The sequence below is a fragment of the Paenibacillus sp. FW126-R14 genome, from assembly GCF_058789495.1.
Genome location: NZ_JBYTBS010000014.1, coordinates 17942 through 43668 on the forward strand (window position 1 = coordinate 17942; position 25727 = coordinate 43668).

Consider the following 25727-nt stretch of genomic DNA (forward strand, 5'->3'; position numbering starts at 1 on the left):
CGCCTTTCCGGGTTGACCGCGCCTATTTGGACGCGGCCATAATGTCGGAGTAAGCCCAATGCGTTGGAAGCAGGTCGCTGAACTTCGCTGGGCCGTCCTGTTTCTCCATACCCGTAATTCGGTTGATCAGCACAACAGCCTGTGCCCTCGTAATTTCGTTGTCAGGCTGGAAGGTTCCGTCCGGGAAGCCATCCACATACCCTGCTTTGATGAAGGCATTGACGTATTTTTCCGACCAGTGGCCCTTCACATCGTCCAACGTTGACGCTCCGCTCTCGGAAACATTCAGCTTCAGCACTCTCGCCATCATAACGACGAACTCCGCTCTCGTCAGTTTTTTAGCGCCGCCAAAGGTGTTGTCCGGGAACCCTTCAATGATGCCCGCCGACGTAAAGAACGCCACGGCATCTTGTCTGCTGCTCGTTACGTCACTCAGCACGCCCGCTACAGTCACATCCTCTTTATTCAGCAGAGGATCGAGCATGTACGTAATTTCATAGCGGCTAAGCGCGTTGTCCGGCCTGAATTCATTGTTTTCATAACCGGAAATGTATTTAATTTGGCTCGCATCGCTTTTCAGATCATACTTGGCGTTTTCCACCTGATAGTTCATAGTGACAACCTGATCGTTTTTGTCCGTGATCATTTTAATCGTCATATTCCCCATGATCACAATCTCTCCGGTATAGCGAGCGCTGTTTTTCGTCGGTGTGCTGCCGTCAGTCGTATAGTAAATGATCTGACCCTCCGGCGCCGTCAACGTCAATTTGCTGTTCTTGGCGACGGACACCGAAGTTTTGTTATCGGTCTGAACCGTCTTGGAGCCGATGTTGGCGGCAATGCCCGGATCGGCAACGATTGGCGGAGCCCATCCGCCGCCGCCCATTAACGGAGGCTTCTTCGTCCAAGTCGCCGTCATGACCTCGCTGTTTTCCTTATCTTCCGCTATCGTCATCGCCTTGATCGTTGTCGTATCTTTCAACACGATAGGCGCTGTATAAACCTTGGACCATGCGTCCGGCTGACTGCCGTCCAACGTATATACGATCTTGCTGCCCGGTTCGTCTGCAGCCAGCACAACGGAAACTTGATCCGCAAACGGCGTTTCGCCGGAAACGACGCCAGGTTTCTTCGCTCTATCGACGAATGATAAGGCTGGCGCATTCAACGTCCACGTTCTGGCTTCGCCGTTCACCGCTGCTGTCAGTACGGCGCTGCCGCCCGTTTTCATTGAACCTTTTGTTGCATCCGAAGCCTTGACGATAGTAATTCCACTCGGATCAGCAGACCAAGTTACCTCACTGTCGCGAGTCAAACCAAAATCGGATCTGATGCTATGGATGGAATCCTTCTCGTTTAAAATAACGGCCGCTGTACTCAGTTTGGATACCGCTGTTCCGTTAAATGCTGCAAGCTGCGGATAAAATCCTTGAGCAGCCTGCCACAATCCGGCATTCAGGCCGATCGGCAGCGCTCCTGAGACGAAGTCCTTGGCCGATAAGCCGATCGCTTCGCCGATTGTGCCTGCCGTTCTTTTGCCATCGGCATTATAGTAGGCGGTGTCCGCTTTCAGCATTTGCTTGTTGAACACGGTATTCGCGATAACCGCCGCGCCTTCCTTCATGCCGGCGATGCCGCCGAAGTAGGATGCGCCCGGATCGATTTTGCCGCCAATTGAAGCGACAACTTCGCCGACATTCAAAGAATCGCTAATCTTCCCTTCTGCCGCGTACCCGGCTATGCCGCCGGCCCACGTTTTGGTTGTCCCTTCTGCGCTCACACGTCCCGTGAAGTACGTATTGGCGATTTTACCCCGATTCAGCCCGGCAATGCCTCCCACTGTCGCTTGATCAGCGGAAATAGTCAGGCTCGCAAAGGAGAACGATTCGCTAATTTCGCCGGCAGATCTGTTCTCCCCAGCAATTCCTCCCGCTGCTGCCAAAAGACTGGCATTCGTACTCGCAAGGGTGCCTCTGGAGTACGATTTGCTGATCTTGCCTTCATTCGCACCGGCAATGCCGCCTGCAACGCCGCCCGCTGTATTGATCGTGCCATTCACAGCTATGTGGTCTGCGGTTCCGCTATTGATGCCGATCGCTCCGCCGGTGTAATCCGCGCCTTTCACGGTGCCGCCATTGATCGTGATGCCGCTGATCTTCGCTCCGTCATGGTTGATCCCGGCGACAATGCCTGTGTTTGTGCCTGCGTCGATGTTGGCCCCGACAAAGGTAATGTTGGCGATGCTTCCGTAGTTCTCGGCAACAAATCCGTAAGCGGACGCACCTGGCGCCGTGCCTTTAAGCCCTGTAATCGATTTGCCTTTGCCGTCGAACTCTCCGTAGAAAGCGGCGAACGGTACCCATGGACGTCCATCCATAGCAATATCCGCCCCGAGAGAGAATTTGTTCATCTCAGGCTTCGCAGCAGCCGTCCGGTTAAATAATCCGTAAAACTCAGTTCCTGGATCGTTATAGAACGTCGTGATGCCGATCAGCTGTTTCTCGCTCTGGATGACAATATCCGAAGCTCCACTCTGACTCAGGAAGGAGGCATCGATGTCAAAATTCCAGCTGCCGAATGGGTACGACCCTGTAAGGTCGCCTTCCGCTTTCATCGCCTCTCCCGTGCCTAAGTTGCGGCCCGTCGAAGCGAGCGTTCCCAGGTAGGAAGACGACGTAACTTTCCCGTCTCTGAAATTGTAGCCAATAAACGATCCGATAAACGCATTTGCGCCGGTGACGTTCATCGTGACCGCAGAGGTGCCTGCAAAGGCGTTCTGGATCACGCCGTCGTTATACCCTGCGAACCCGCCGGTATACGACCTTGTCGCGTGATTGATCCCCGTCGTCGTTACTTTTTCCTGCATCGCGTAAGCATTTTTCACGCTTGCCATGCGCTCGATAACTCCGGCAAAGCCGCCGGTGCGAGTGTCAAAGCCTTGATTCGCGACTTTTCCCGTCGTATAAGCTTCATTAATCGCATAACGGTCTGCAGAGCCGACGAAACCGCCTGCGTAAGCGCCCGTTATTCCTTGAACTTCCACGGTTCCTTTGGCGTAAGCCCGTTTGATGGCGCCCGATCCTGACGGGTCGGTATCCCCCAGCAAACCTGCAAATCCGCCGGCATAGATCGTATTGTCCTGATTGTCGCATATCACCTGCACAGGGATATCGGCAAAAGAATTCGTAAATAGCGTGTTATCAGCTATTCCTACAAAGCCGCCGACGTGTGCTGCCGGAATGACGCCCGGTTTCGTCACTGCGCTGCCTACCGAGATTTTCTCCCCGGCTGCTGCCGTCGCGCTCGTGTAATGAATTTCGCCACCAGCCGCTTGACCGACAGCCCCGCCGACATGATAAACGCGGCTGGAATCTGCCGTGATGCTGTTATGAGCAGCCGTGCTGACGATGTTCCCGCTGTTGTATCCCGCGATACCGCCGACCGCGGACGTTTTCCCGCCGCTGACCGCAAGGGCCGGAGCGGTTACCGAATGATAGATCGACGCTGCCGCATTCTTGCCTGCGATACCGCCGACATAAAGGACAGCTCCGTTATCCGCGCCTGCTGCTTTTATCGTTTTGGCGGAGACGGTTGCTTGGTATATCCCTCTATAGAACGGAGCCAGCTTGCCGAAATCAAATGCCCGATTGACATCGCTGGACGAAATAATCCCTGCCACGCCCCCGATGGAGGACTCGCCCGATTGGGCCGCGGCGTCGATGTCCGAAGTCACATTCACCATATACAGAATGGCATTGTCTGCCTGTCCGGCGATACCGCCTGCAATGACTTGGTCTCCGGCCGCTTTGATCGCGCCGCTTACCGAAGCCTGCTCAACCGCTGCATTCGCGATCTTTCCGGCGATGCCGCCGATAACGGCTTGCCCGCCGCTGCCTGTGGCAGCCAGCTTCACGTTATCCACTTTCACTTGGTCCATGTCGAACGCATTGGTGCCACGGCCTTCCTTAGCTCCCACAATCCCGCCGACAATGCCGCTGCCGGTCATATGCTGGCCTTCCTGCTTAACCGCCAGCGTAACGTCACTGATCGTATTGCCCGGACCCGATTGGCCGATCACACCGCCTAAAGTCGATCCCGCACCTGACGTTTGCAGGGTACCGTCCGTAAAGGTAAGCGCGATATGCTCCGCTTGCCCGGATACGTACTGCCCGATCAGACCGCCCACAGTGTTGTTTGCGCCTGTCGCCGAAATGCGGTAGTTCGCCGCAATATCCACGCTGAAGCCGCGCACATCGCCGGTCTGTCTGCCGACCAGCCCACCGACCGTGGCATTGTCAGCCGAGCTGCCGATGCTAGCATCCACCGGATTGAAGGCAAACAGTCCCGGGGTAAGCGTCATCGCATTGTCGCCGATCAGCCCGCCGGCTACCGAATTCGTGCCTGTTGCTTCGACTCGGCTGCCTCCTTCAAGACTAATCGAGATGCCTGATATCGTACCCGTATTTTTGCCAAGCACGCTGCCGACAGTGCCGCCGCTGATTTTCACGCCGCCCAGCAGCTTGATGCTGATATTGGAGACAGCGCCTTGATTCACGCCGGCAAGCACGCCGGTAAACTGTTGTCCAGCCACGGACAAAGGTTCGATATTGACATTCTCGACCTTCCCTTTTGGTCCGATCACGCCGAACAGTCCGGAGTACGAGGCGACCGGAGTCACCGTCAGACCGTCAATGAGCTGGCTGTTGCCGTTAAAATATCCTTGGAACGGGCTGTCTTCGCTGCTGCCGATCGCCGACCATTGTTTCGATTGAATATGAATCGGATTCATCACTTTGATCGTCCGGCCTTCAAAAGAGAACTTGGTCACGCCAGGCATTGAGCCGTTGACGATGGCCGCAAGGCCTGCTAGCTCCGCCTCGCTCTTCACTTCAAAGGAATAAGCGCCTTGATCGCGCATGTACCAATTGATGTTGGCATTCACATCGTCGCTGCCCGTCTCTCCTCCGCTGTTAGCCACGCGGATCAATTCGGGATATTTATATACGGCATTCAACGAGCCGTATCTCCAGACCGTTGCGAAATCCCAGCCCGACAGCGTCGGGAAATAATCTCTGTTCTTGAGCGTGTCCGCCAAAATGGTGCTAAGCCGTGCCTGCACATTCAGCCAACGCATATTGCCTTCTGCAAAGTCGGGCAAATCCGCGTTGATATCGTTGCCTGCATCTTTCACATAATACGCTTTATAAAGCAGTTCCTTGCTTGTATTGTCATAACGTCCCGCAAAGCCGCCGGCATACGAGCCTTCAACGGCCGATACTTTACCGGCTGAATAGGCAGTCGTCACATTGCCGTTCGTAATCCGGCCGAGCAATCCGCCGGCATAAGAATGATCGGCACCTGCAACTACTTCTTTAGCCGCATAAGAATTTGTGATGCTGCCTGCCGCATGCTCGCCGACCAAACCGCCGACGATCGTGTAGCTGCCTTTTGCCGTCACTTTGGAAACCGAATACGATTTGTCAATCGTTCCGCTGTTGCGGCCGATGACTCCGCCCAAATAAACGGAATTGCCTTCTGTTCCATAAGCGCTGCCTGTAATATCAATGTCTACATAAGAAGCAGTCACCTGACCGCGGTTTTCGCCAACCAGTCCGCCAGCCAGCGTATTTTCGCCTTCGACCGTCAAGTTCGCATTGGAATACGTATAATACAACGTTCCGTTGTTTGTATTGATGCCTGCCAAGCCGCCGACAATACCGGAATTCCCTTTGGAGACCACCGATATTTTATCGGAAATGCTGTTATTGGCGATCAAGCTGCGATTCTCCCCGACCATTCCGCCGGTTAAGGCTGCATTCGCATTCACCTGAATCGTTCCGACGATCCGGCTGTTCTGGATCGTGCTGACCGTTTTGCCCGGATCCGTAGATGGATCTGTTCCACGGCGGTCATTAATTCCGACAATACCTCCGACTGTAGATGGAGAAGCGGTCGGATTCACCTTGATGCTGAGAGCATCCGTATGATTGTTGATAATAACGCCGGCTGTATCGCTGCTCAGATTGTAGCCGGCCATTCCGCCGATCACCGCATTCGGACTTCCTGCGACGAGATTGACAGAACCCGAGGATACTTTTTCCACCCGCGTCTTGTCGTTGTATCCGGTAATCCCGCCGATATAAGGGGACGTCGCAGATGCGCTGCCGGTAATAAACACGTTGTCCGCATTGAGCTTCACCGCGTCGCCGACGATTTTGCCGTTCTCGGTGCTTCCGGCGATCCCGCCGACCTTGGCATTCGCTCCCGTAAAGGATATCATCGCGTAATCGGGAAGCTCGGCATCGATCACCGGATCTTTGATCTCGGTATTCCGCGCATAGCCGGCGATCCCGCCGATGACGGCGTTCGCTCCCGTCGCTGTCAGCAGCGGCTGCTCTCCGGCCCGCACCCATGCTCCGCCGATGCCAGCCAGCACTGTGCTGTTGTTCGGCGCTTCGGAGTGTCCGGCGATCCCGCCGATCTCCGCACTAACACCGTTTGCCTCAAGGTGATGATTTTGAGTGTGTACCGCGTTGATGAAGCCTGTATTATGCCCGGCAATCCCGCCGATTTGGTTGGCGCTGCCTTGCGATGTGATCGTCACATCTTTTGCCGTGATGGCAAACCCTGAACTTGGGGCGTTCATAACGGCTTCCTGAATACCAATCGCTCCGCCGACCTTGATTCCTGCAGCCGGTACTTGGATAACGATATTCTCTATCTGAAGCAGAGTAATTTGCGCTGAGCGGTTGATGCCGACAGCCCCGCCCGCATTACTGTTAGTCGACTTGACGGCGATCTCTAACTGCTTGACTTCAACCGGTGCCCCGGGAGCTCCGATTTGGGCATCGGGGGCGAGTATTCCGGCCATCCCGCCTAAGTTGAAGCCGCTTCTTCCCGCCTCATTAAGCAATCCGATGCGAGTAACCAGACTCGCCGTAACCTTAAGCGGCCCTTCGCTTCGTCCGACAATACCGCCTGCCGTCAAGCGGTCGATGCCTGCAGCAGCCGCTAATTTCACGCTGTCGCTGCCTGCCGAGGCCGCGTCGCCTACGGTTGTTCCGGTAATTGTGCCTTGTGCCGTACCGGCAACGCCTCCGGCGAAGCCGTCAGCAGTCTGGAGCGCTGCAGTCACATATTTGACACTCGACGATTGAATAGTCCCATTCAAATATCCCGCGACGCCGCCGATGAAGCCGTCGGCTGTCAGCGCTGCTTGGCTGTCCGCCGTATTCCCTACGGCTGCGCCGGAAATCAAGCCGCCGTCTACATAGCCGGCAATACCGCCCGTATAGGTGTGTACGCCGCCGCCTGTCGATGTCAGCGTCCCCTTCCGGTATGTTGGAACGCCCTGGACCATGCCCGCAGGTGTCCGTTTAAATGATGTCCCGGTAATGCTTCCGCTTCCGCTGGCATTCATATAGTAGCCGACGATTCCGCCGGTACTTACGGTGCTGTCCGGGCTGGAAGCCGTTGCCGTAACCGTGATGTCGCCTGCGAACGATGCGCCTGCGATCGTTTTATCAAGACCTTCTTCCGGGACGATGCCAATGAAGCCGCCCGTATACTGCTTCGTCTTGCCTGTAACTTTGATATCTCCGATGCTGGAGACGTTATCGCTTGGTTCGCCGCTTGTTCTCGCATAAGCCCGGTTGGATACGATCCCGCCCGTATACAGTCCGGTACCGCCGGTTACCGTAATGGCCCCGCTGTTTTCAAAAGCGAGCGCAGTCGTATTATCGAAAAGCACCCGGTTCGCGGAATAGCCAACCAATCCGCCGGTAAACACTTCATCCGGCTTACCTGGCTGCGTTCCTCCGGAAACCTGAAGTGCAGCCGTATTTTTCGCCGCACCTTTAAAACTAAACGATCCTGACGCATAACCGACCAGCCCGCCGGTATACAGGTGATCTTTACCTGTTGCCGTAATGCTTACGCTGTTGGTGTAGCTCTTCACATACGTAAATTCACCCTCGACATAGCCGGCAATACCGCCCGTATATACGTTGGATCCGCCGTTATTCGTGACGACCCCCGTATTGACGAATGCAACATCCGCCAGACCGGTACCGAGAAAGCCCGCCAGACCGCCGGCATACGATCCGCCTGCCGAAGGAGCTGCGATGGTTATCGTTCCGCTGTTTACGGTGTTCGGTGAAAAAATCGCCTGCCCGCTGGCTTTACCCAAAATACCACCGGCATATTGGTTCGATCCGCCGGAGACAGTTACCGTTCCTGCATTCGAAATATTGGTATTATAGTCGCTCATCTTAATGAATTGAGGCGAATAGCCTGCGATACCGCCGGCATACACATCGTTACCCGTCCTGCTCACGACGTTCAGCGTCGCGTTATTCCACAATTTCACAGCCTCTAGCCCGCTGCCGTATACGCTTCCGATGACCCCTCCGGCGTAAACTGTTCCACCGGATACCGTAACCGCACCGTTATTGACGAGATTAGAGATATGGCCTTCACTTTGACCGACGATCCCTCCTACGTGGGTATCACGGGATGCTGTATCGATCGTGACGGTCATATCATTCGTTATATCGTACAAATAACTGTTATTGATCATTTTGCCGACGGCTGCCCCAGCGTAGACGCCCTGAGTAACCGAAGGCATGTTGATGCTGCCGGTGCTGGTGAATTTAAATCCGCCCACCGTTGCCCCGTCCATGTATCCGACCAAGCCACTGTAAAGGCGATCGTCGGCTACCTTCATACCGCGAATTTCCTTCGTTTGGCCGTCCGTTGTTATCAACGTCCCTTTGAAGGGCTTTGTATCCGTACCTATCGGTACCCATTGGTAAGCGGATAAATCCAGATCCTGGCTGACCTCCAGCCTTTTTCCGCTTAAACCATTGACCTCCACGCCGTTTCGGCTGGTTCCGTCATTGACCAGCTTCGCGACGCCTGCCAGCTTAGCCGGCGTGTTAATCGTAAAGGTTCCGAAGGATGGATCGACGTCAAACCAACTCGTATCCGGATTGCTGCCGTCCGTCCATCGACCTGTGTTTGCACTTGCATAGTAAGCTGCAAAGGTTGCCAGCAATACGATACATAAACCAGCAAATACAATCGCATAGATTGATTTTTGCTTCAATGCCATTTGTACACCGCCTCAATTTGGTAAAAAATCCGGTTGTCAACCTCTTATATGAGAGATACCGGCACAGGTCATAAAGACTTGTGTCGGTATCTTTTCGTTATTAACGGCTTGCAAGCCACGCATCGAGTCTGATTGCGATCGCTGCTGCCTGAGCTCTTGTTAGTTCGCTTAACGGATTCACGTTGTTGTTGTCCCCTTCGATGATTCCGTTTTGGATGCAGATCGCAGCTGGTATTTTAGCCCAGCTAGGAACGGATGCGCCGTCCGCGAAGGCACTAAGCACTTTATCCGCTTCCTCTTCCGACATCTCTTGGCTGCGTCCGAGCGCTTCAAGCAGTCTTCCCGCCATCGTCATCGCCTCAATTCTCGACACGGTCGACTGAGGAGCGAAGCTTCCGTCGGCTAAACCGTTGACGATGCCCATTCGCGCTGCAACGCCCACGCTTTGGTTGAACCAATCATCTGAAGCGATATCCGTAAATTCGGCTTCAGCTTTCTTGTTCATCATACCTGCAACCCGCAGCAGAATCGTCGGATATTCGGCCCGCGTAATGTAACTTTCCGGTTCGAAGCGATCTTCCGCCTTGCCGAGCACAAACAATTTGGCCGCCGCTTGGTAAGTGGCCTCTTTCCCCCAGAAGTCATTCTGTACGTCCCCGAACGTTTTCACGTTCCGGATAAAGATGAGATTGCCTTCTCCGGTCAATTGAACTTCGACCGAGGCCGCGTCTCCTGCCAGCTTCCACGGTACCGGTGTCCAAGCGCCGTCTGGACTTCTCAGCACAACCGCCGTAATATCGGCAGGCCCAAGTGAATCCGGCAGCGGGATACGGGTGGCCGCATAGCCATTCCAGTCGGCAGCAGGGATGTTGGTCTTGATCGATACGCCCTGGCCGCCGGCGAGCAAGGTGGAGTCCAGACTGCCAGCCAGCTTGCTCAGGCCGTCAAGCTCTTCGCTTAAGTTTCTAAAAATACGAACTTCCAGATTGTCTTTCATGTTAGCCAACATCTTCGGCGTCAGAACGAGCTCAGCCATAGGCACTTTAATGACGATATTCCGTTGTTTGCTGATCGCCTGCCGGGCGATTTCCTTATCCAGACGGAACGTAAAGCCCTTAGCCGTGCGATCCTCGGAAGCGATCACGATATCCTTGGCGCCAGAGGCATCCACATACTTCGCATCGATATCCGCTACGACCACGTCGTCCTTTTTCTCGGCGCTAATGCGCTGCTGGCCGATGACGATATCGGAACTGCCCGTGACCGGCATAGGCCCGGCGCCTCCAAATGGCGGCTGCCAAACGTTGGCAGACAGTGCTGCTGCCCCTACCGCCAACTTGTCCAATGAGGTTCGCTTCGCCACTACGACGCTATCGCCCGATTGTGCGGAAACGATCCCGTTTTGAGGCAGGAAGCTCCAAGAGCCAATATCTTGATTAAGCTGCGGAAGTGCGCCCGCACCTTTGGCAAATACTTTATAAACGAGCTGGAATCCGAGCATTTCCCCTGCATCGCTCACAGCCACCTTCGTATGGGAGCCGTCATTAGCGATTGTCGAAGTACTGGCTTGAATACTGCCAAGTGCCTTCGGTGCGGGAATCTCTACGGTTGCCGCCGCCATCGCTTGCAGCGTAACGCCTTCTGCAACCTGATATTCCGCCTGAACGAGGCTTGCACCTCTGGCAAGCGCTTTGATCGACTTGCCGTCGTCGCTCAGCTGTGCCGCATCCCCTGACAAGACCGTGTAGCTGACTTTGTCCGCCGAGACCGGGATCTCCTTGAACTTCGGCTTACCCTGGGCATCTTTGCCGTCGGATACACGCAGTTTCGCTTCCAGCTTCTCGCTGTCTCCCGGATTCATAACCGGCAGCTGCTTGATGACGAGCCCTGCAGGTACTTGGAACTGATCGTTCGTAATCGACACGATGGCCGAATTTTCATTGCCCGCGCCGTCGCGCGCCTTAACGGTAAGCTGGACGGTTGGATCCGTCGATTCCACCGCAATATCTCCTGAGAAACTTCCGTTATCCGTTACATGAAGCTTGGTTTCTTTCTTTTTCCCGATGACCGTAAGTTCAGCGTCGTTCGAGGTTCTGCCGGAAAAACGAATTTTCCCGCCGCTCGTTCTTGCCCCTGTCGAAGGCTCGTCCAAGTACAGCACGGGAGCGATCGTATCTACGGTTAGATAAAGCATTTTGACCTTGTAATCTTTCGTTTTCGCATTGGTCGCAAGCAGCTCGATCGCATAAGTCCCGTCCGTCGTAAACGGAGTCAACTGCAGGGTGCCTTGGCTGCCGGTCCCGGTATTTTGCAGTGCAGTCTTACCAATCAATTGATTGTCATAGTAAGCTTCCACGGTAACATCCTGCTGATCGGAGAACAGCTGGATATTTTGCTGCGTGACTTGATTGGTCAACAAGTCGATTTTCGGCCCAGGCGCGCCAAGCTTTTCCCTGCTGGTTTCAAGCACCGGTTTGGCCGGTACCGGCAGCAGCTTCCTCGCGCTGTCCGTTCTGGCAGCATAATGATAATTCTCGTTTTTGTCGGCTTCCTTGGAAGGCTTAACGACAGACGAAACGCCTACGATATACTCTTGCCCCACCTGTAGACCTGTATATTTAATATCTTTTGGATCCGCAGGGGCGCTGTTCAAGCTTTTGAGATCGACGCTTTCGCTCGTTGTCGTCGCCGTCCAACCGCCTATCTTAATGCCTTCGTATTTGCCGGTTGCGGCATTCCAATGACTTGCCAGCTCCGCTTCGGTAAACATAAGCTCGCCGAAATTCGGATAAGAGGCCAGCTTGCCGTCCTGCTCCTGCATGGCGTTAATAACATAGCTGTGCTCGTAATTTTTCAGAGCGGGTTTTATCGGAGCCGGTTTGAAGCTAAGCTCGAAAAATCCGTTGCCCGCAGGCACAATGGTAACGTCGCTGACCTCCTGAGGAGCCAGTGGATCGACAATGTCGAATTTCTCCGCCGACGTCTTGGTGCCGAACGCGCTGTCAGACTTGAGCTCGGCCCGCAAGTAATAGCTGCCTTGCTGCAGCAGTCCGCGAATGTCCTCGTCGGCGCCCATCATATTAACCTTCGTTACGTCGATAACCTTGCTGCCGTTTGTCGTCGCCCCTGACACTCCGCCGCCTTCGGCAACGGGGATGTCTTTGGCAAGCAGCATGCCCGGTTCGCCCGGCTCAAGCACTTCTTGACCGTTTTCAAGCTTCGCCTTGTCTCCGGTTACAGCATCCTTGGTCAAGTAGAGATTAACGGTATCTCCCGCCTTGGCGTTGTTCACCGACCAGCTTGCCGTGAATTTATTCGCTTCTCCGCTATTCTTCGTCAAACTGACGTTGTTCAGCTGCGGCAGCGTCGGAACGTTGAGCAGTCTGGTTTGAACGGCCGATGTGGACGTGAGCGTCCATGTGCCGCTGTTCTTGATTTTATCTTGCGGAATGACGATAAACGCCTTCCGGTGATCCACTTGATCGCTCGCTTGAGCGGCCGGGATGTGCTGCGTAAATGCGGTAGCCGCCGGATTCGTGTTCGTATTGTCGATCACGATCGGATACGGCTTGCCGGCTGAATCCTTAAGCGTTAAGCCAGGTATGTCCTTATCGGTGTACTCCACTTCGATAATGGCATTGCCGGATATGCCGCTTGTCGGAATTTCGTGCAGGCGCCCGCTGTTTTTCACTGTGATGCCGCCGATTCCGATGTTCATTGCGCCGTTGTCCATGACTTGTACGCCTGGAGCAACGTCACGGTATACGATCTCGTGCGTTTCTTTCTCTGCTTCCACCCACGATGTGGCCACTGTCTTTACACCTTGCCCGACGACGAGCAAGCGCGGACCGTGTTCCGGATCGTTGATGAGCACGTGGGTAAATCCTTCGGGAAGCTGCTCGCCAGAGGTGCCGAATTCGATCCCGCCGCCCCAATAGTAAGTAACGCCCAGGGAAATAAACAGAATGCCTACGCTGCCCCAAATTTTATCGTTATTTAATCCGAAAAAGACGCTGGACAGCGGCATCCCGCCGACAACAGGGACCGCGCTCGGGATCTGGATCTTCGCGCCGATGTAGCCCTCAAAATCGGTTCGGTGCTTCTCCAGGTTTTGTCCGACAAAAATTCCGACGCGTCCGACAATGACATCCCAGCCTCCGATATCCACTTCAGCCTGCAAGCGCACGAACCACGGAGTCACCCACTGGGCTTCAATAAGCGCCTGGGTCAACATCGGAATTAAATCGTCTTTGCTCGCATTGCTTTTGGTCGAAAAGCCGAGCTTCCCATCCAGCTTAATACCTGTCCGTTTTAACGTCAGATCAATGTCGCCATAATGGTAAGCAGGCGCGATACCAAACCGTAAGCTAACTCCCGCTTCGATAACTAACGGGAACGGATCGTCCTTCGTTCCGCCGGCAATCGTATCGGCCAGTTCGCGCAGCGCTCCCCGCACACCAGTTAAATAAGTGGCGCCGGTAATGAGGATGCCGGGGTTGCTGAGGGAAGCTTTGAAGGCAAGCACATCCGGCAAAATCCTGCCGTCATCCACCTTCTTGAACGCAATTTCCGCCCCGATCTCCGTCATGCTTTTGAGCTGGGCATCGAATTTCAAACCATATGTGTTGGAAACGCCATCGACCGGCTGCACATAATGCGTGATGTCGATTTCACCGCTCGGCTTTTTCGGTCCTTCCGGTTCTTTCTTGGCATCCCCGCCCTCTTTTTTCGGTCCGATCAAGCCTAATTCCTCATTTAGATCGAACTTGAGAGCGGCATCGATACCGACGAATCCTTTGTCGTTGAACACGACGTTCTTCACTTCGGCGTTTAATATTTTCAAAGAAATCGTACCGCCGAAAGAAACGCCGCCTGGTCTTAGAATAAAATCGTTAAAGGAAACGCCGAAGCCTGAAAATGTAAAGTTCGGTACAGAGAATAAACTGTGCTTATTAAAATATACAAGCTGAACCATCAGCTGCTTGAACGGATTCAGCCTGTCTCCAAGCGCACCCGAAGCCCATTTCAAACTGCCGTTCAGGCTGTCGTCTTCCTCGTTGCCTTTCTTCTCCGGGTACTCCGCCTGCGGTATGGTATATCCTTCGCCCAGCGTTTTCTCAAAACCGTTGAAGAAATCGAGCGTCCATTCCCCTTTGTGGAACACAAAACCGCTGCTTGCTACGCTGAGCGTCCCGTCCCCCTTCACAAACAACGTGTCGAAGAATGGCATGCTGTCGTAGCCGTTCACTTTCTGTTTAACTCCGAAAATGTCCAGCTTGCCTCGGGTAAACACCATATCCTTGCCTTTATATGCGACGGCTCCGTTAATGATGGCAGGTTCCGTTTTCGTATCGACGATGACCTGCTGATCGGCTCCGCTGCCCGCCTGCTTGATCATCCCGCGAATGTCGACAAGCTTCTCCCGATCTTCTTCACTAAAGAACTCCTCCATCGCTTCTTCCGATTCGAACAAGCGATAATGATAAACAGGCACTTCTTTTAATGACTCCAGATCGTTAAAGGCGGCGTTATCGAATTCCGGGTCCAAAGCCTTGGTAGCGGCACCCATAAATAACTTGGCAGCCTTATAAATTCCTACAGCATCGGCCAAATTCATTCCTTGTTTAAAAGGAGCTCCCGGAAACGCGCTGTTCAGCTCCTCGAGCAAGCTTCCGCTCAGCGAAATCGGCGCATGGCTCAAATCGAATTTTTGCTTGTAGACCGCCATAATTTTCGCTTCCCGGATCCGGTTGCTGTCGTCATCCGATACGGTGAATGTTTGACTGGTCGTTATGCTGTACATCGAAGCGATTTCCGCGTCGCCGCCAGTGTCGCCTTTATAAATAATTTCAACCTGATATTGGCCGAGCGGAAGCTCTGGCCCGAGACCGGCCTGAATGACGGTACCCTTGCTGTCAACCAAGTCCCCGCCTCTATAGGTAATGCGCATATCTCCCGAGTACCCGTCATCGGTCGGCTGCAAAATGACCGAGTTTTTAACCGGTACCTTATAACGCTTGCCTGTTGCTTTCTCCTTGAGGAACAAGTCGAAGTTGGGCTCAGTTGTTTCGTTGCCCGGATTGTAAGCCTCGATATTCGATAAATTGACGGCCAAATATTTGACGTCGGTGCTGTACGTCTCTTTCGGCGACATGCCGAACACATACGTCGGCACCGCATTCCCGATGGCCGGCAATAAAATAAAATTCGATTTATTCGACTCGAACTGGGCTTTAATGCCTTCATCCGTTTGTCCTTGCAGCTTGGCTTCCGTTTCCGGACTTCTTACCGTCATCATATACTGCTTCGTCGTTGGCCAAGGCTTGCCCTTCGCCTGCACTTTGAACGTAGTGGTGACCGTATCGCCGGGTTTGAATTTCGGGATAATGCCCAGCTCCGCTTCCGCCGGTGTAGCCGGTTTACGGATTACCATTTTCTTGCTGCGGTATGATTCCGTAAGCGCCTTGCCTTTCGCATCGCGCACGATCTGTCCCTGGTCGTCTAGCTTGACGAAATTAAGGCCGTTGTCCAGCGTCAGCTCTGCCTCGATGTAGGATTGCTCCATATTAAAGGAAGCAAGATTCTCCAGCTCGGCGTTCATATCAAATATGCCTTCGCTTGCATAATCGCTGTTGTCGCTCAAAGTCGCCAACTGCTGCGGCGTATTCATAAACCGGATCGAAAACACTTTATCCGGCGCGATGATTTCGCCAAGTCCATAGACGGTTTCGAATGTTTGCGTCTTCTGGCTCGCAAGCGGCTTCGGCTGCCAATAAAAGGCTACCGCCGAATCCGCCGTGCCGTAGTCGTTCGTATCTCTCGTAAAGTCGAGATTCGGATTCGGGGTATAATCCCATTTCGTGTTCGCCAGACCGTTCCAATGGCCAACGATCATTTCGTCCACAATATTGATATTTTGCTCCGCGAAGTTGTTGAACCCGTAAGCAATCACGTTCGTTGCCAGCGGATTCGACAAATCAAGCTTATCGCGCATGACCCAATAAGGCGGAAGCTTGTAATATGCCTTATCCTCTTCCGATATGCTCGAATCCGGCTCATGAACCAGCTTTCTCTCGACAGACAGAGGAACCTTATAGCCGGTTCCGATTTGGAACTCGGGCCCGTCGTTGCCTCCGACCATCGTATCGAGCAGAATACGGGAGCCCAGTTGTACCTGGGCGCCGCTTCTGTTAGTAACTTCATAGCGAATGTTTACGTTGCCGACATTTTTCTTGTCGGCCGTGTCGCTATAGAGCATAAGGATTTGCTTGATTTCAACGCCTTTGATCGTCCATACTGTTTCGATCTGCTTGGACCCGTTTGTATTTATGACAATACGGGGCTTCGTCGTCTCTGAGAAAAAATTGGCGGCAAACTTGTAAGGATTGCCGAAGATATAGTCGGTTCCGTCAATCCGAAAGGTCGTGAAAGACGTTTCCGGATCATCGCCACGGAACAGCATATCGACGTTCTGATCCTTCTTTCGAACCGGCTGCCCTTCCACCGTTCTTATGCCGTACCGCCCTGTGGCGTTATCGACGGTAATTTTAATAAAATCGTTTTGCAGCACCGTGACCTTGGGCCCGCCAAGCTCCGCCGCAAGGACGGAAGCTACTTGGAAATTCGAGCTTGCGATAATGATGAGCGCCAACAATAGTACAAGTGTCTTTCTGACCAGCTTCAAATGAACTGCCTCCTATCCTCACACGCTATTCCTTTTTGCCGATAAAGAAAGTCGCATACTCGCGTTCCCGTTCCTGATTTCTTACGATAATCGTATACCAGCCTGTATCCGGGAGGGTGACTTTGAACTTGCCCTTCACCAAGTCGCTGTATGATATTTTCGTAGCGATATATTTCATTTGCCCTTCGCGATACAGCCCCTGCTGAACCAACAGGTCGTAAGTACCCCATTCGTTAATCCGATTTTGTCCGCCAACTTCTATGACGTTGTAATTCGAGATTTGGAAAGTGAGCGTATTGCGGTTGAACAAGGCCGATTCGTTGCTGGAACCGGAAATCAACACATCGTCTGCGAAAATAAGCATGCCGTCGCTTGCGACAACCGTAACATCCTGGTAGGCAACAGTCGTATTGCCCACTTGATCCGTTGCGGTATAGGTTACCTTCTGTCTGCCGAGCTTGCTCAGATCGAGCCCGCTGATTGAAACCGCAATCTGGTCGGCTGCAGATACGTTATCGCTTACCGTGTATCCTCCCAGATCCTTCCGGAAGTTAAAGTCCGGCTTGTTTTGGGCAATACCTACCGATGACAAGCTTAGCTTGATATCCGGCGGCGTGTTGTCCAGCCCTTTAATAGATACAGGCACTTTCTTGGTATTGCCGAGTATGTCCGACAGAGCAACCAAGGTGTTGCCGTCTGCAGAGAAAGTGCGTGTGTACGTGAAGGCGCCATTCGCATCGCTGATTTGGTTGGTGTAATGGCTGCCATCCAGAATCGGAGCGACTCCCGCAAAGACCATGTTTGGCGCCTGCGTCCGGCCGCCGAGCGTTACTTTCATTTTGCCCCGCGCGTATTTCTGACCGTTAACCGTGACAACCTTGTCATCGGAAATCGGGTTCCCAGCATCGTCTACATAGCTGTACGTGACCGATTCCGCCTCCGGCGGCGCTGAGATGATGTTGTCTACCGCTTCCTTCACAATAGCCGTATTGCCGAACAGATCGGAAACCATAAAGGAGGCTGTGCCGTTCTCCAACAGCATAACGCTCGTTTTGCCGTCTGCTATGATGAAGTCCTTGGCATTTGCGTCCGCTTTTTCCACTGTCAACGTGACACCGGCGGAGAAGCGAACTGTGCCGCCGGCATCTTTAATCGTGCCGAACGTTTGGCTGTTGTTCTCGCCGTAGGCATAGGAGCGAACTATCTTGACCTGCGGCGCCTCTTTGTCAATGTTATACACGTTCGCCGTTACTGAATTCGTGTTGCCCGCTTCGTCCCTAAGTTCGAAAGTAAACGAGCCGTTCTGGGTAAACTTGTAAACCGATCGCCCTTCATTATTCGTAATCGTAACCGGCTTGGAAAGGTCGGTCAGCTGGACCGTCACGTTTCCGTTCGTTTTACCTGTCGTCAAATACTCGACGGTTCCGGTTGGTTTCGTATCGTCCACATTTTTGACTACGGCATAAAGCGTTGCTTTTCTGCCGGCATCGGCAACATCCGTCAAATCGAAGGAATACAATCCGTTCTGTTTAACATTAAACTTGTTGCCGGATCGAATAGGCGTGGACGGATTCACGGCCGACGGCGTTACTTTGAAACCGAGCGGCACCGTAATATCGATATCAGCGCCAATCTCCGATTTGATCGGTCTATCGTTGCTAATAGCAGCCAGCGCGTAAACCGGCTGGTCTTTGGATATGTTTGCTGCACTCAGCGCTTTAGCCGTACCGACTACACCGCTTGGCGTACGATATTTCACCATTACCTGCAATTCGGAAGGCTTGTTCGTCGCTACTTTTAATGCCACAAAATTCGTATACGGCCGCCATTTCATCCAGCTAACCCCGTTATCCGGAGACAAGGAGAAATCGTACCCGCCTTTATCCACGGAATCTTGCGCAAGTCCCAGCTGCACGATAGCTGTATAGCCATCCTCGTCGTCGCCGTACAAGTAAATCAAATCCGATGTAACGTCGGAAGGCGGCTTGCCGGCATCTTCAGAGCGCGAGATGGCGAATAATCCCGTCGTTTTGGTCAGTTCGCTATTCCCTGCGCCGTCCTTGGCCCACACATACAGACGGAAATTCTTTTGCTCTCCCAGTTGGAGCACTTTCTCGCCGTCGATAACGGCCTTCCCGTCCTCCGGCAAATCGATCCATCCATCGGCCGCTTCGTTCGGTTCGGGTTGTCCCTCTACGATCCATTGATATTTCTTTTGAAGTCCCTCTTTGCTGTAAGGCTCGTCAACCGTTACGGTAACCGATTGCGAAGCTTGCGGATAAGCCGCGTTGTTTTTGCTGAACGTTACTACCGGAGGCTCGTTATCAAAATAATAAGCCTTGGAGAAGTAATATTGCTTTTCGAATCCATTTTCAGTTACTTTTGCCATAATATGCACGTACTGCGTGCCGTTTTTGGTCGTATCGGCCGGAACCATGTACATGCGGCCTCCGTCCGCCAGCGTATATGCCGGAAAGGCTTTAAAGGCCGACTCCGCCGGACGAAGCGAGCTTCCGCTTAAGGCATAGCCGACATAAACCGAGCTTGGACCCATTGTAAGCATCGTCCCGAGATAAGTGTCTTGCGTAACTGTCGACGAATAGGTCGAAGACGTCACGGTTGAGAGCATTTGGGGAGACAGATTGTCGACCCCCATGAGCTTGAATTCGACGTTGCTGCTTTTTACGAACACAGGTCTGCCCTGGCTATCGACAGCAGCAGGCGTTGTGAAGGTTCCATTAATCAGTGAAGAGGAATTGACGGTAACCGTGTCGCTCTGGAAGATGCGCTCGTTGCCCGCTTTGTCCGTTGCTTTGATAAACAAGACATAATCTCCGTCTTCAACAACTTCATTTTGGGTAGTTAGCGTAGCGCTATTGCCCGTAAGCGGAACCGGCTGCCAACTGATATCCTGCGGCTGGCTGCCAACCTTCACCCATTGATACAGGCTGCTTTGGACACCGCTGTGCTCGTCCGTTATGGTCACCGGGAACTGCACGACGGAGGTGTTATTTCCCATAACCCCTGTCGGAGTCACCGTTGGCGCTTTGTTGTCCACCTTGATCGTTCCGACGCTATGAACCCAGTTGGAATCGTCATGCTTAAAATCGTCCATCGGCCATAATGTGTATTTTCCTACTTTTTCCAGAACTTTATTGTCGGCATAAAATATTTTATCGGCTTCGGATACGCCCGGAGCCTCCGCTTTCCAAGCCTCGTATTGAGCTTGGTTTGCCGGGTCTTGCAAGAATGATTTTTTCTTCTCGTACTGCATCAGTTCCCGTGCCGTATCCCAGGTCATATCTGCCGTCCATGTATGCAGATACCATAGTCCGCTATTTTCTTCAGCGAACGCTTCCGTCGGCAGTACAATCAGATTCGTTTTGTTATTGGCAACACTGAAGCTCATATTCGCCAATTCTCCGGGGTAAAGATCTTCTCCCGGCTGTTTGCCTGTTAGCGAGTATCTTTTAACGGCAGCGAAATGATCGCCATCTTTGCTTTCAAAAGGATCGGCCTGACTTTGGCTCCACCAGTAATAGACTAATCCGACTGCCGGTGAAGAAGATCCCGTCATATTCGATGGACGGTAGATGCCTCTGCTCGGTCTTGCCTCCCCGGGCCCTACCGGATCGAGCGAAGGCACGATAATCGTAGCGTCGTTGGCATCGATCGTCATTTTTCCGTTCTTTTGGTACGTAGCATCGGTTGCTCCTCCGGGTTCGTACCGGTAGCTGACCGTCGGTTTCGTATTATCAATCGCAAGCTGGGCCCAATCGATTTTGGAGTTGACGTTGGAAGACTCAAGGCCGTCCTCCGGATCAACGAAAATACCGTTATAGTTGGCTGGCTGAATCAGCAGATTACCCGCATAATCCTGCAGCACGTTCGTATCTTTCGGCATGCCTGTGGCCGGATTGATGACATTGGCATCGTTGGTCAAGGCAATTGCTTTAAGAAGCGGCGTCTCTACGTTTATGCCGCCGGGAATCGACAGATGGAAAACCCACTTGTCCGTCCCCTCGCCAGTTACGTAATAAGCTTTCATGCCGTTATTCATCAGCAGGAACGTTTTCCTTACGTCCCAGCCTGTTTTCACGATAGCCTCTTCCGTCAGCTGCACCGTAAAATCAAACGAGTCGTTTTTGTTCAAGGTGCTGCCCGTCAATATTTCCGGCTGAATGCCGTTGCCGGTCTTCGAATATTTAGGACGCACCGCATCTACGATCACCCGGTAGCCCCCGTTTTCATAATCGAATGGATTGACCGTTTTATTGCGCAAATAGCTTTTGCTCGAATCGCTTGCTTTGTTAAGCGCTCCGAAATCCTGCACCAAATTCCCTGCTGCATCGGCAAGTTCAGCCCCACGCAGCTTTTGCTCTAAAGACGAATCGATCGTAAACGAAGTCGATGAGCCCGCTTTCTCCGCACTGGTTCTTTCAATGAACGGTTGAAGCGGAATATTGCCATTCTGGTGATACTTAACAGCCGTATACTTGTACTCCAGACTATCTGTATAAGGCAGACTGTTCAGTTGCCTGAAATTTGCCGTTTTGTAATCCTCGTTTAGCAAATATTGCTGTTGACCGGCAGCAGGCAAAAGCGTGCCCGCCAGATTGACAAACAACGGATGCTTAAGAAATGAAACGCTGTCCCCCATCAAACTTACCGCTGTTGGTCTTACAGGTTCAGTGAAGTTGTACGCAAGGCTGAAATATTCGTCTTTCTTAGCGTAAAGCTCTTTTTCACTGTTCTTATTGTCTCTCGTCACTCCATTGGCTTTAAACGTATAGCCGGTCAATTTCGGACGATGCTTGTTTTGCTGGAACTTGATAAATACGCCTTCCGCTCCGGCTCCTTGCCCCTCGATATTTACCGTGAATTTAATGACCATCTCCGTCGTAAGCGGCACTGTCTTCGATTGATTCACACCGCTGCTGTCCCGGCAATCGCCACTCAACGATACATATGCAGGACTCGCTGCGAGCATCGATGTCATGCTGCTGGCGAAACCTGCCGGTGCTGGATCTACCGGAGCAGGACTGCTGCCACTGCCGCCACTGCCCCCGCTGTCGCCGCCACCATCGCCACTTCCGTCATCCACAGGCGGTACATAGTCGGGATCCGGTTCCCCACCTCCGGGCTCGTCATCTCCGTCACCGTCATCGGGATCAGGAGGAAGGCCGACGGTCCCATTGGAATAAATCTTGAAATCGGCAGAAGTTACCCTTGTTTTACACCAACCGAGGAAACAGCCGAATTTATTGAAACGCAGCTTGCTCCAACCGACTGAGACCTCTGCATTCCCGCTTTCGGCGAGAGCAAGCAAAGCTGGGTTATCCTTGACGTTCACTTCAAAACGAAGTGTAAACCCCTTATCTCCCTTCGGGTTAATCGATCCATCTCCAAATACGCTTCCTCTATCTGAAAATGTGGTTTGCGCAAAGCCGGGCTCCGGCGTGCCTGTAAAGTTGACAAAGGAATTCGTGGCAGGGTAACTTAAGTTACCGAGCTGCACACCTTTGCCAAAAAATACTTGCAAGTCCTGGCCCGCTGCTTCTGCCTTCTGAACATCCCAAGGCAGGAACAGCGATATACACATAAACAAAATCAAAAAGTTTGCTATCCATCTTCTTGCCTTCTTGCTGTAAAGCATGAAAACCTGACCTCCTCCATAACCTTAAAAATGCAATCCATAAGACCCATATCTCCAGACATAATACGACAAATAACCTTAAAAAAACCTTAAAAAGATTAGGTCTTCAGCCTCATGATCATACTCATTCCAACAGAATGTGATAGAATGATGTCTTTTCAAACAAAAAACGACAGTCTATTCCGGCATACCGCCTTGAATAGACTGTCGTTCTATCAGTTGAATCCCATTTTCTCTGCGGGGATCAAAACCGTAATTTTGGTTCCGTTCCCAGGAGAGCTTTCCATTATTAATTCCGAATTGTACTCGTACTTAAGACGCTTCATAATATTTTTCAAACCGACCCCCTGCAAAGCCGAAGACTCCTGATCAAGAAGCTGCTTGACCAAGGCGGTCTCCATGCCGACTCCGCTGTCTTCGATTTGGAAGCAATAATGCTTCTCCGTTTCGTTTGCCGTTATTTTTACCGTTCCCCCGTCGGTCAGGCCGCCTATACCGTGGCGAATGGCATTTTCTACGAGCGGCTGAATGAGCAGCGGAGGAATGCTGACACCGTACATCGCCTCCGAAATATCGTATTCAACCTGCAGACGATCTTTAAATCTTGCCCGTTCGATCTCGATATAAGACCGGATCAGGTTCAGCTCCTGCCCGAAGGAGGTACGCTTCTGAACGTTGCTGAACCGGAAGCTGCCGCGCAAATAGTCGGCCAGATCGATCGTGAGCTTTCTTGATTTCTCCTCATCCGTATAGCTTAAAGCAACAATTGTGTTCAGTACGTTATACAAAAAATGAGGCTTGATTTGCGACTGCAGAAACGCCACTTCCATATCGATCGCTTTGGCGAGCGAATCCTTCATCAGCAGCAAACCCTTGATCCTTGCCTTTAACTCCAACGTATCAAACGGCTTCGGCAAAAAATCGTTCGCCCCCGCCCCGAAGGCAGCGAGCTTATCCTGAGGCTGCGCCGCCGTCGTTACCATCAATACCGGCATCTCAAGCAGCGTGTACTTTTTGCGGATCGTCTGACATACCTCAAAGCCCGACATGCCGGGCATCATGAGATCCAAAATGACAAGATCGACCGTATTCGGCTTATCGATTTGCGCGACGGCTTCAAAACCGTTCTTGACGGCAATGACGTCGTAGCCCATCGGCTTAAACGCGTCGATCAATATTTTCAAATTGGCATAATGATCGTCCACGATAAGCACCGTATGCTTGCCTGTACCTTTCGAATAATAAGGAGTAGGAAACGAATAGTAAGGTTCAGGTTCCTTCTCCGGTTCGTAGACAACATGTGAGTCTGCCGTTCTTGCTCCTTCGCTTCTTTCGGCTAGAGGGAGACGGAAAGTAAACACGGTACCCTCGCCTTTCACCGAAGAAACGGAAATGGTGCCGTTCTGCAGCTCGACCAGCTGTTTGACAATGGGCAAACCTAGCCCGAAGCCCTGGCTCTCCGGGGATTCGAACGATTTAAACGGCTCAAATATGAGCTCTATCGTATGCCGGTCCATCCCAGCTCCCGTATCTTGGACAGAGATCTCTATCATTCCGTCCCGCTCCGAGGCCGACACCTCAATGCTTCCGGCTTCCGTATGCTTGACCGCATTGTCGAGCAAATTATTCAAAATTTGCCTGAATCGGTTTTCGTCCGCCAGCATATGAGGCAAATTTTCCGGAACGCTGTTAATTAAACGAATTCGCTTCCCCCCCGTCATAAACGAAACGATACGCAGCACAATGTCGACCGTCGAACGCACATCGATCGGAACAGGCCGTACGGCCAAATCCCCCTGCTTCAGCTTGGATAAATCCAGAATATCCAATACGAGCTGCGACAGCTTCCTGCTGATGCTGAGCACGAGCTCCAGCTTCTCCTGCTGTTCCGCCGGCAATGGTTGGCGGCGATCGTCGATCATCGATTGGGAAATCGTAATGATGCTCTGGAGAGGCATTTTAAATTCATGCGATGTTTTCGAGAGAAAATCGTCTTTCAGCCTATCCGCATTGAGCAATTGCACGGAGAGCTGCTCGATCTTTTTGAAGGCATTCGAGAAGCGCAGCGACATCAACAGGGCGAGCATCAGCAGAACTAGAAATATCTCGTAAGGGACCATCGTATATACCGGCACATTCGAATAAATGCTCAAATTTTGGATCATCACATGCTGATTCAAGGCGATGGCGGCGATCACCAAATACCTGCTTCCTTCCGCACGCTGAAAGGCGGCCAGCACGTACACATATGTGGCATACAGAAACGGAAATGTGACGTATACGGTCGTAAGCAGCAGAAGAATTTTGCCGTAGCTAATACCGGTCAGACCGAATACCGTCGCGCCTGCGCCGACGACAACCCCTGCGTACACCAACTTTTTGGAGCAAAATGAACGGAACGCCGTGTAAACATAGATGAAATTCATGATCCCTGTGGCATATACCGATACGTTCTGCAAACGAATTAAAAGCCAAAACGGGATATAATCGAATAGGAGGATCAGCAATCTTTCTCCATGCGTTGCCAAATACAACGTTATGAATATGCATAAAAGCCCGAAGGCAATAAGCGAATAATCGCTTTTGCGCTGGGTATACAAGCCTGTAAAATACAAACCCATGATCAAGAAACTGCAGATGGCCATCAAGTCGTGTGAAAGCGCTTTGTCGCGCAGCTTGGAAATCTGCGAAGAATCTCCTAGAATGATCGAATTAGCAATACCGCTGCTGGCCTCATATTCGTAATTGGCTACTTGAACGATAAGTTCGTTCCAGCCCGGTTTCAATGTAAAATAGCTTACGTACGGTTTATTGTTAGCCAAATATGAAGCCTTCTCCGCCACTACGCCCGCAGAGCCGACTACGGCGCCGTTAATCATAATGCGATTCGCCAATTGAATGGACATCGTCTTCAGTCCGTAAACTCGATTGGTGTCATCCACACGAATTTGCAGTCTATAGGTGGCCATTCCGAACGTACTCGTCAGGCCGCTCCACGAACCGGGTACGGTAATCAGCTTAGGCGAAGCAAAGATATCTAAAGCCGATTGCGCATCCGTATTTCCAAGCAGCTTGCCTGGATAAAACTCCCACTCCCCGTCAAGCGGAACAACCCCATCCTCGTCGAAACGCCAGCCGGACAAATCCAAACGACCACTCGATGCGGCCGGTGTTTGTTTCTCATAAACCCTGTTAATTTGAAATAAGATACCATACGTAACTACGAGCAATATTATCGTTACAGCCGCTGCAACGAGCTTTTTTCTCATGCCATT

General features: G+C 52.3%; 4 protein-coding genes. All 4 read right to left on the minus strand.

Annotation, left to right across the window (positions count from 1 at the left end; genetic code table 11):
• Window positions 1–22 precede the first annotated feature (22 nt).
• The gene (locus AC3WRW_RS11750; protein WP_492546506.1) at window positions 23–9112 is read right to left on the minus strand and encodes a chitobiase/beta-hexosaminidase C-terminal domain-containing protein; all 9090 of its coding nucleotides are present in this window, start codon (window positions 9110–9112) and stop codon (window positions 23–25) included.
• A 100-nt stretch (window positions 9113–9212) separates the two neighbouring features.
• Window positions 9213–16796, minus strand: coding sequence for an S-layer homology domain-containing protein (locus AC3WRW_RS11755; RefSeq protein WP_492546507.1), 7584 nt, complete (start codon window positions 16794–16796; stop codon window positions 9213–9215).
• A 25-nt stretch (window positions 16797–16821) separates the two neighbouring features.
• Window positions 16822–22452 (minus strand): hypothetical protein, encoded by a 5631-nt coding sequence (locus AC3WRW_RS11760; protein ID WP_492546508.1) that lies wholly within the window; start codon window positions 22450–22452, stop codon window positions 16822–16824.
• Window positions 22453–22667: 215 nt separating this feature from the next.
• Window positions 22668–25721 (minus strand): hybrid sensor histidine kinase/response regulator, encoded by a 3054-nt coding sequence (locus AC3WRW_RS11765; RefSeq protein WP_492546509.1) that lies wholly within the window; start codon window positions 25719–25721, stop codon window positions 22668–22670.
• Between the last annotated feature and the right edge of the window lie 6 nt (window positions 25722–25727).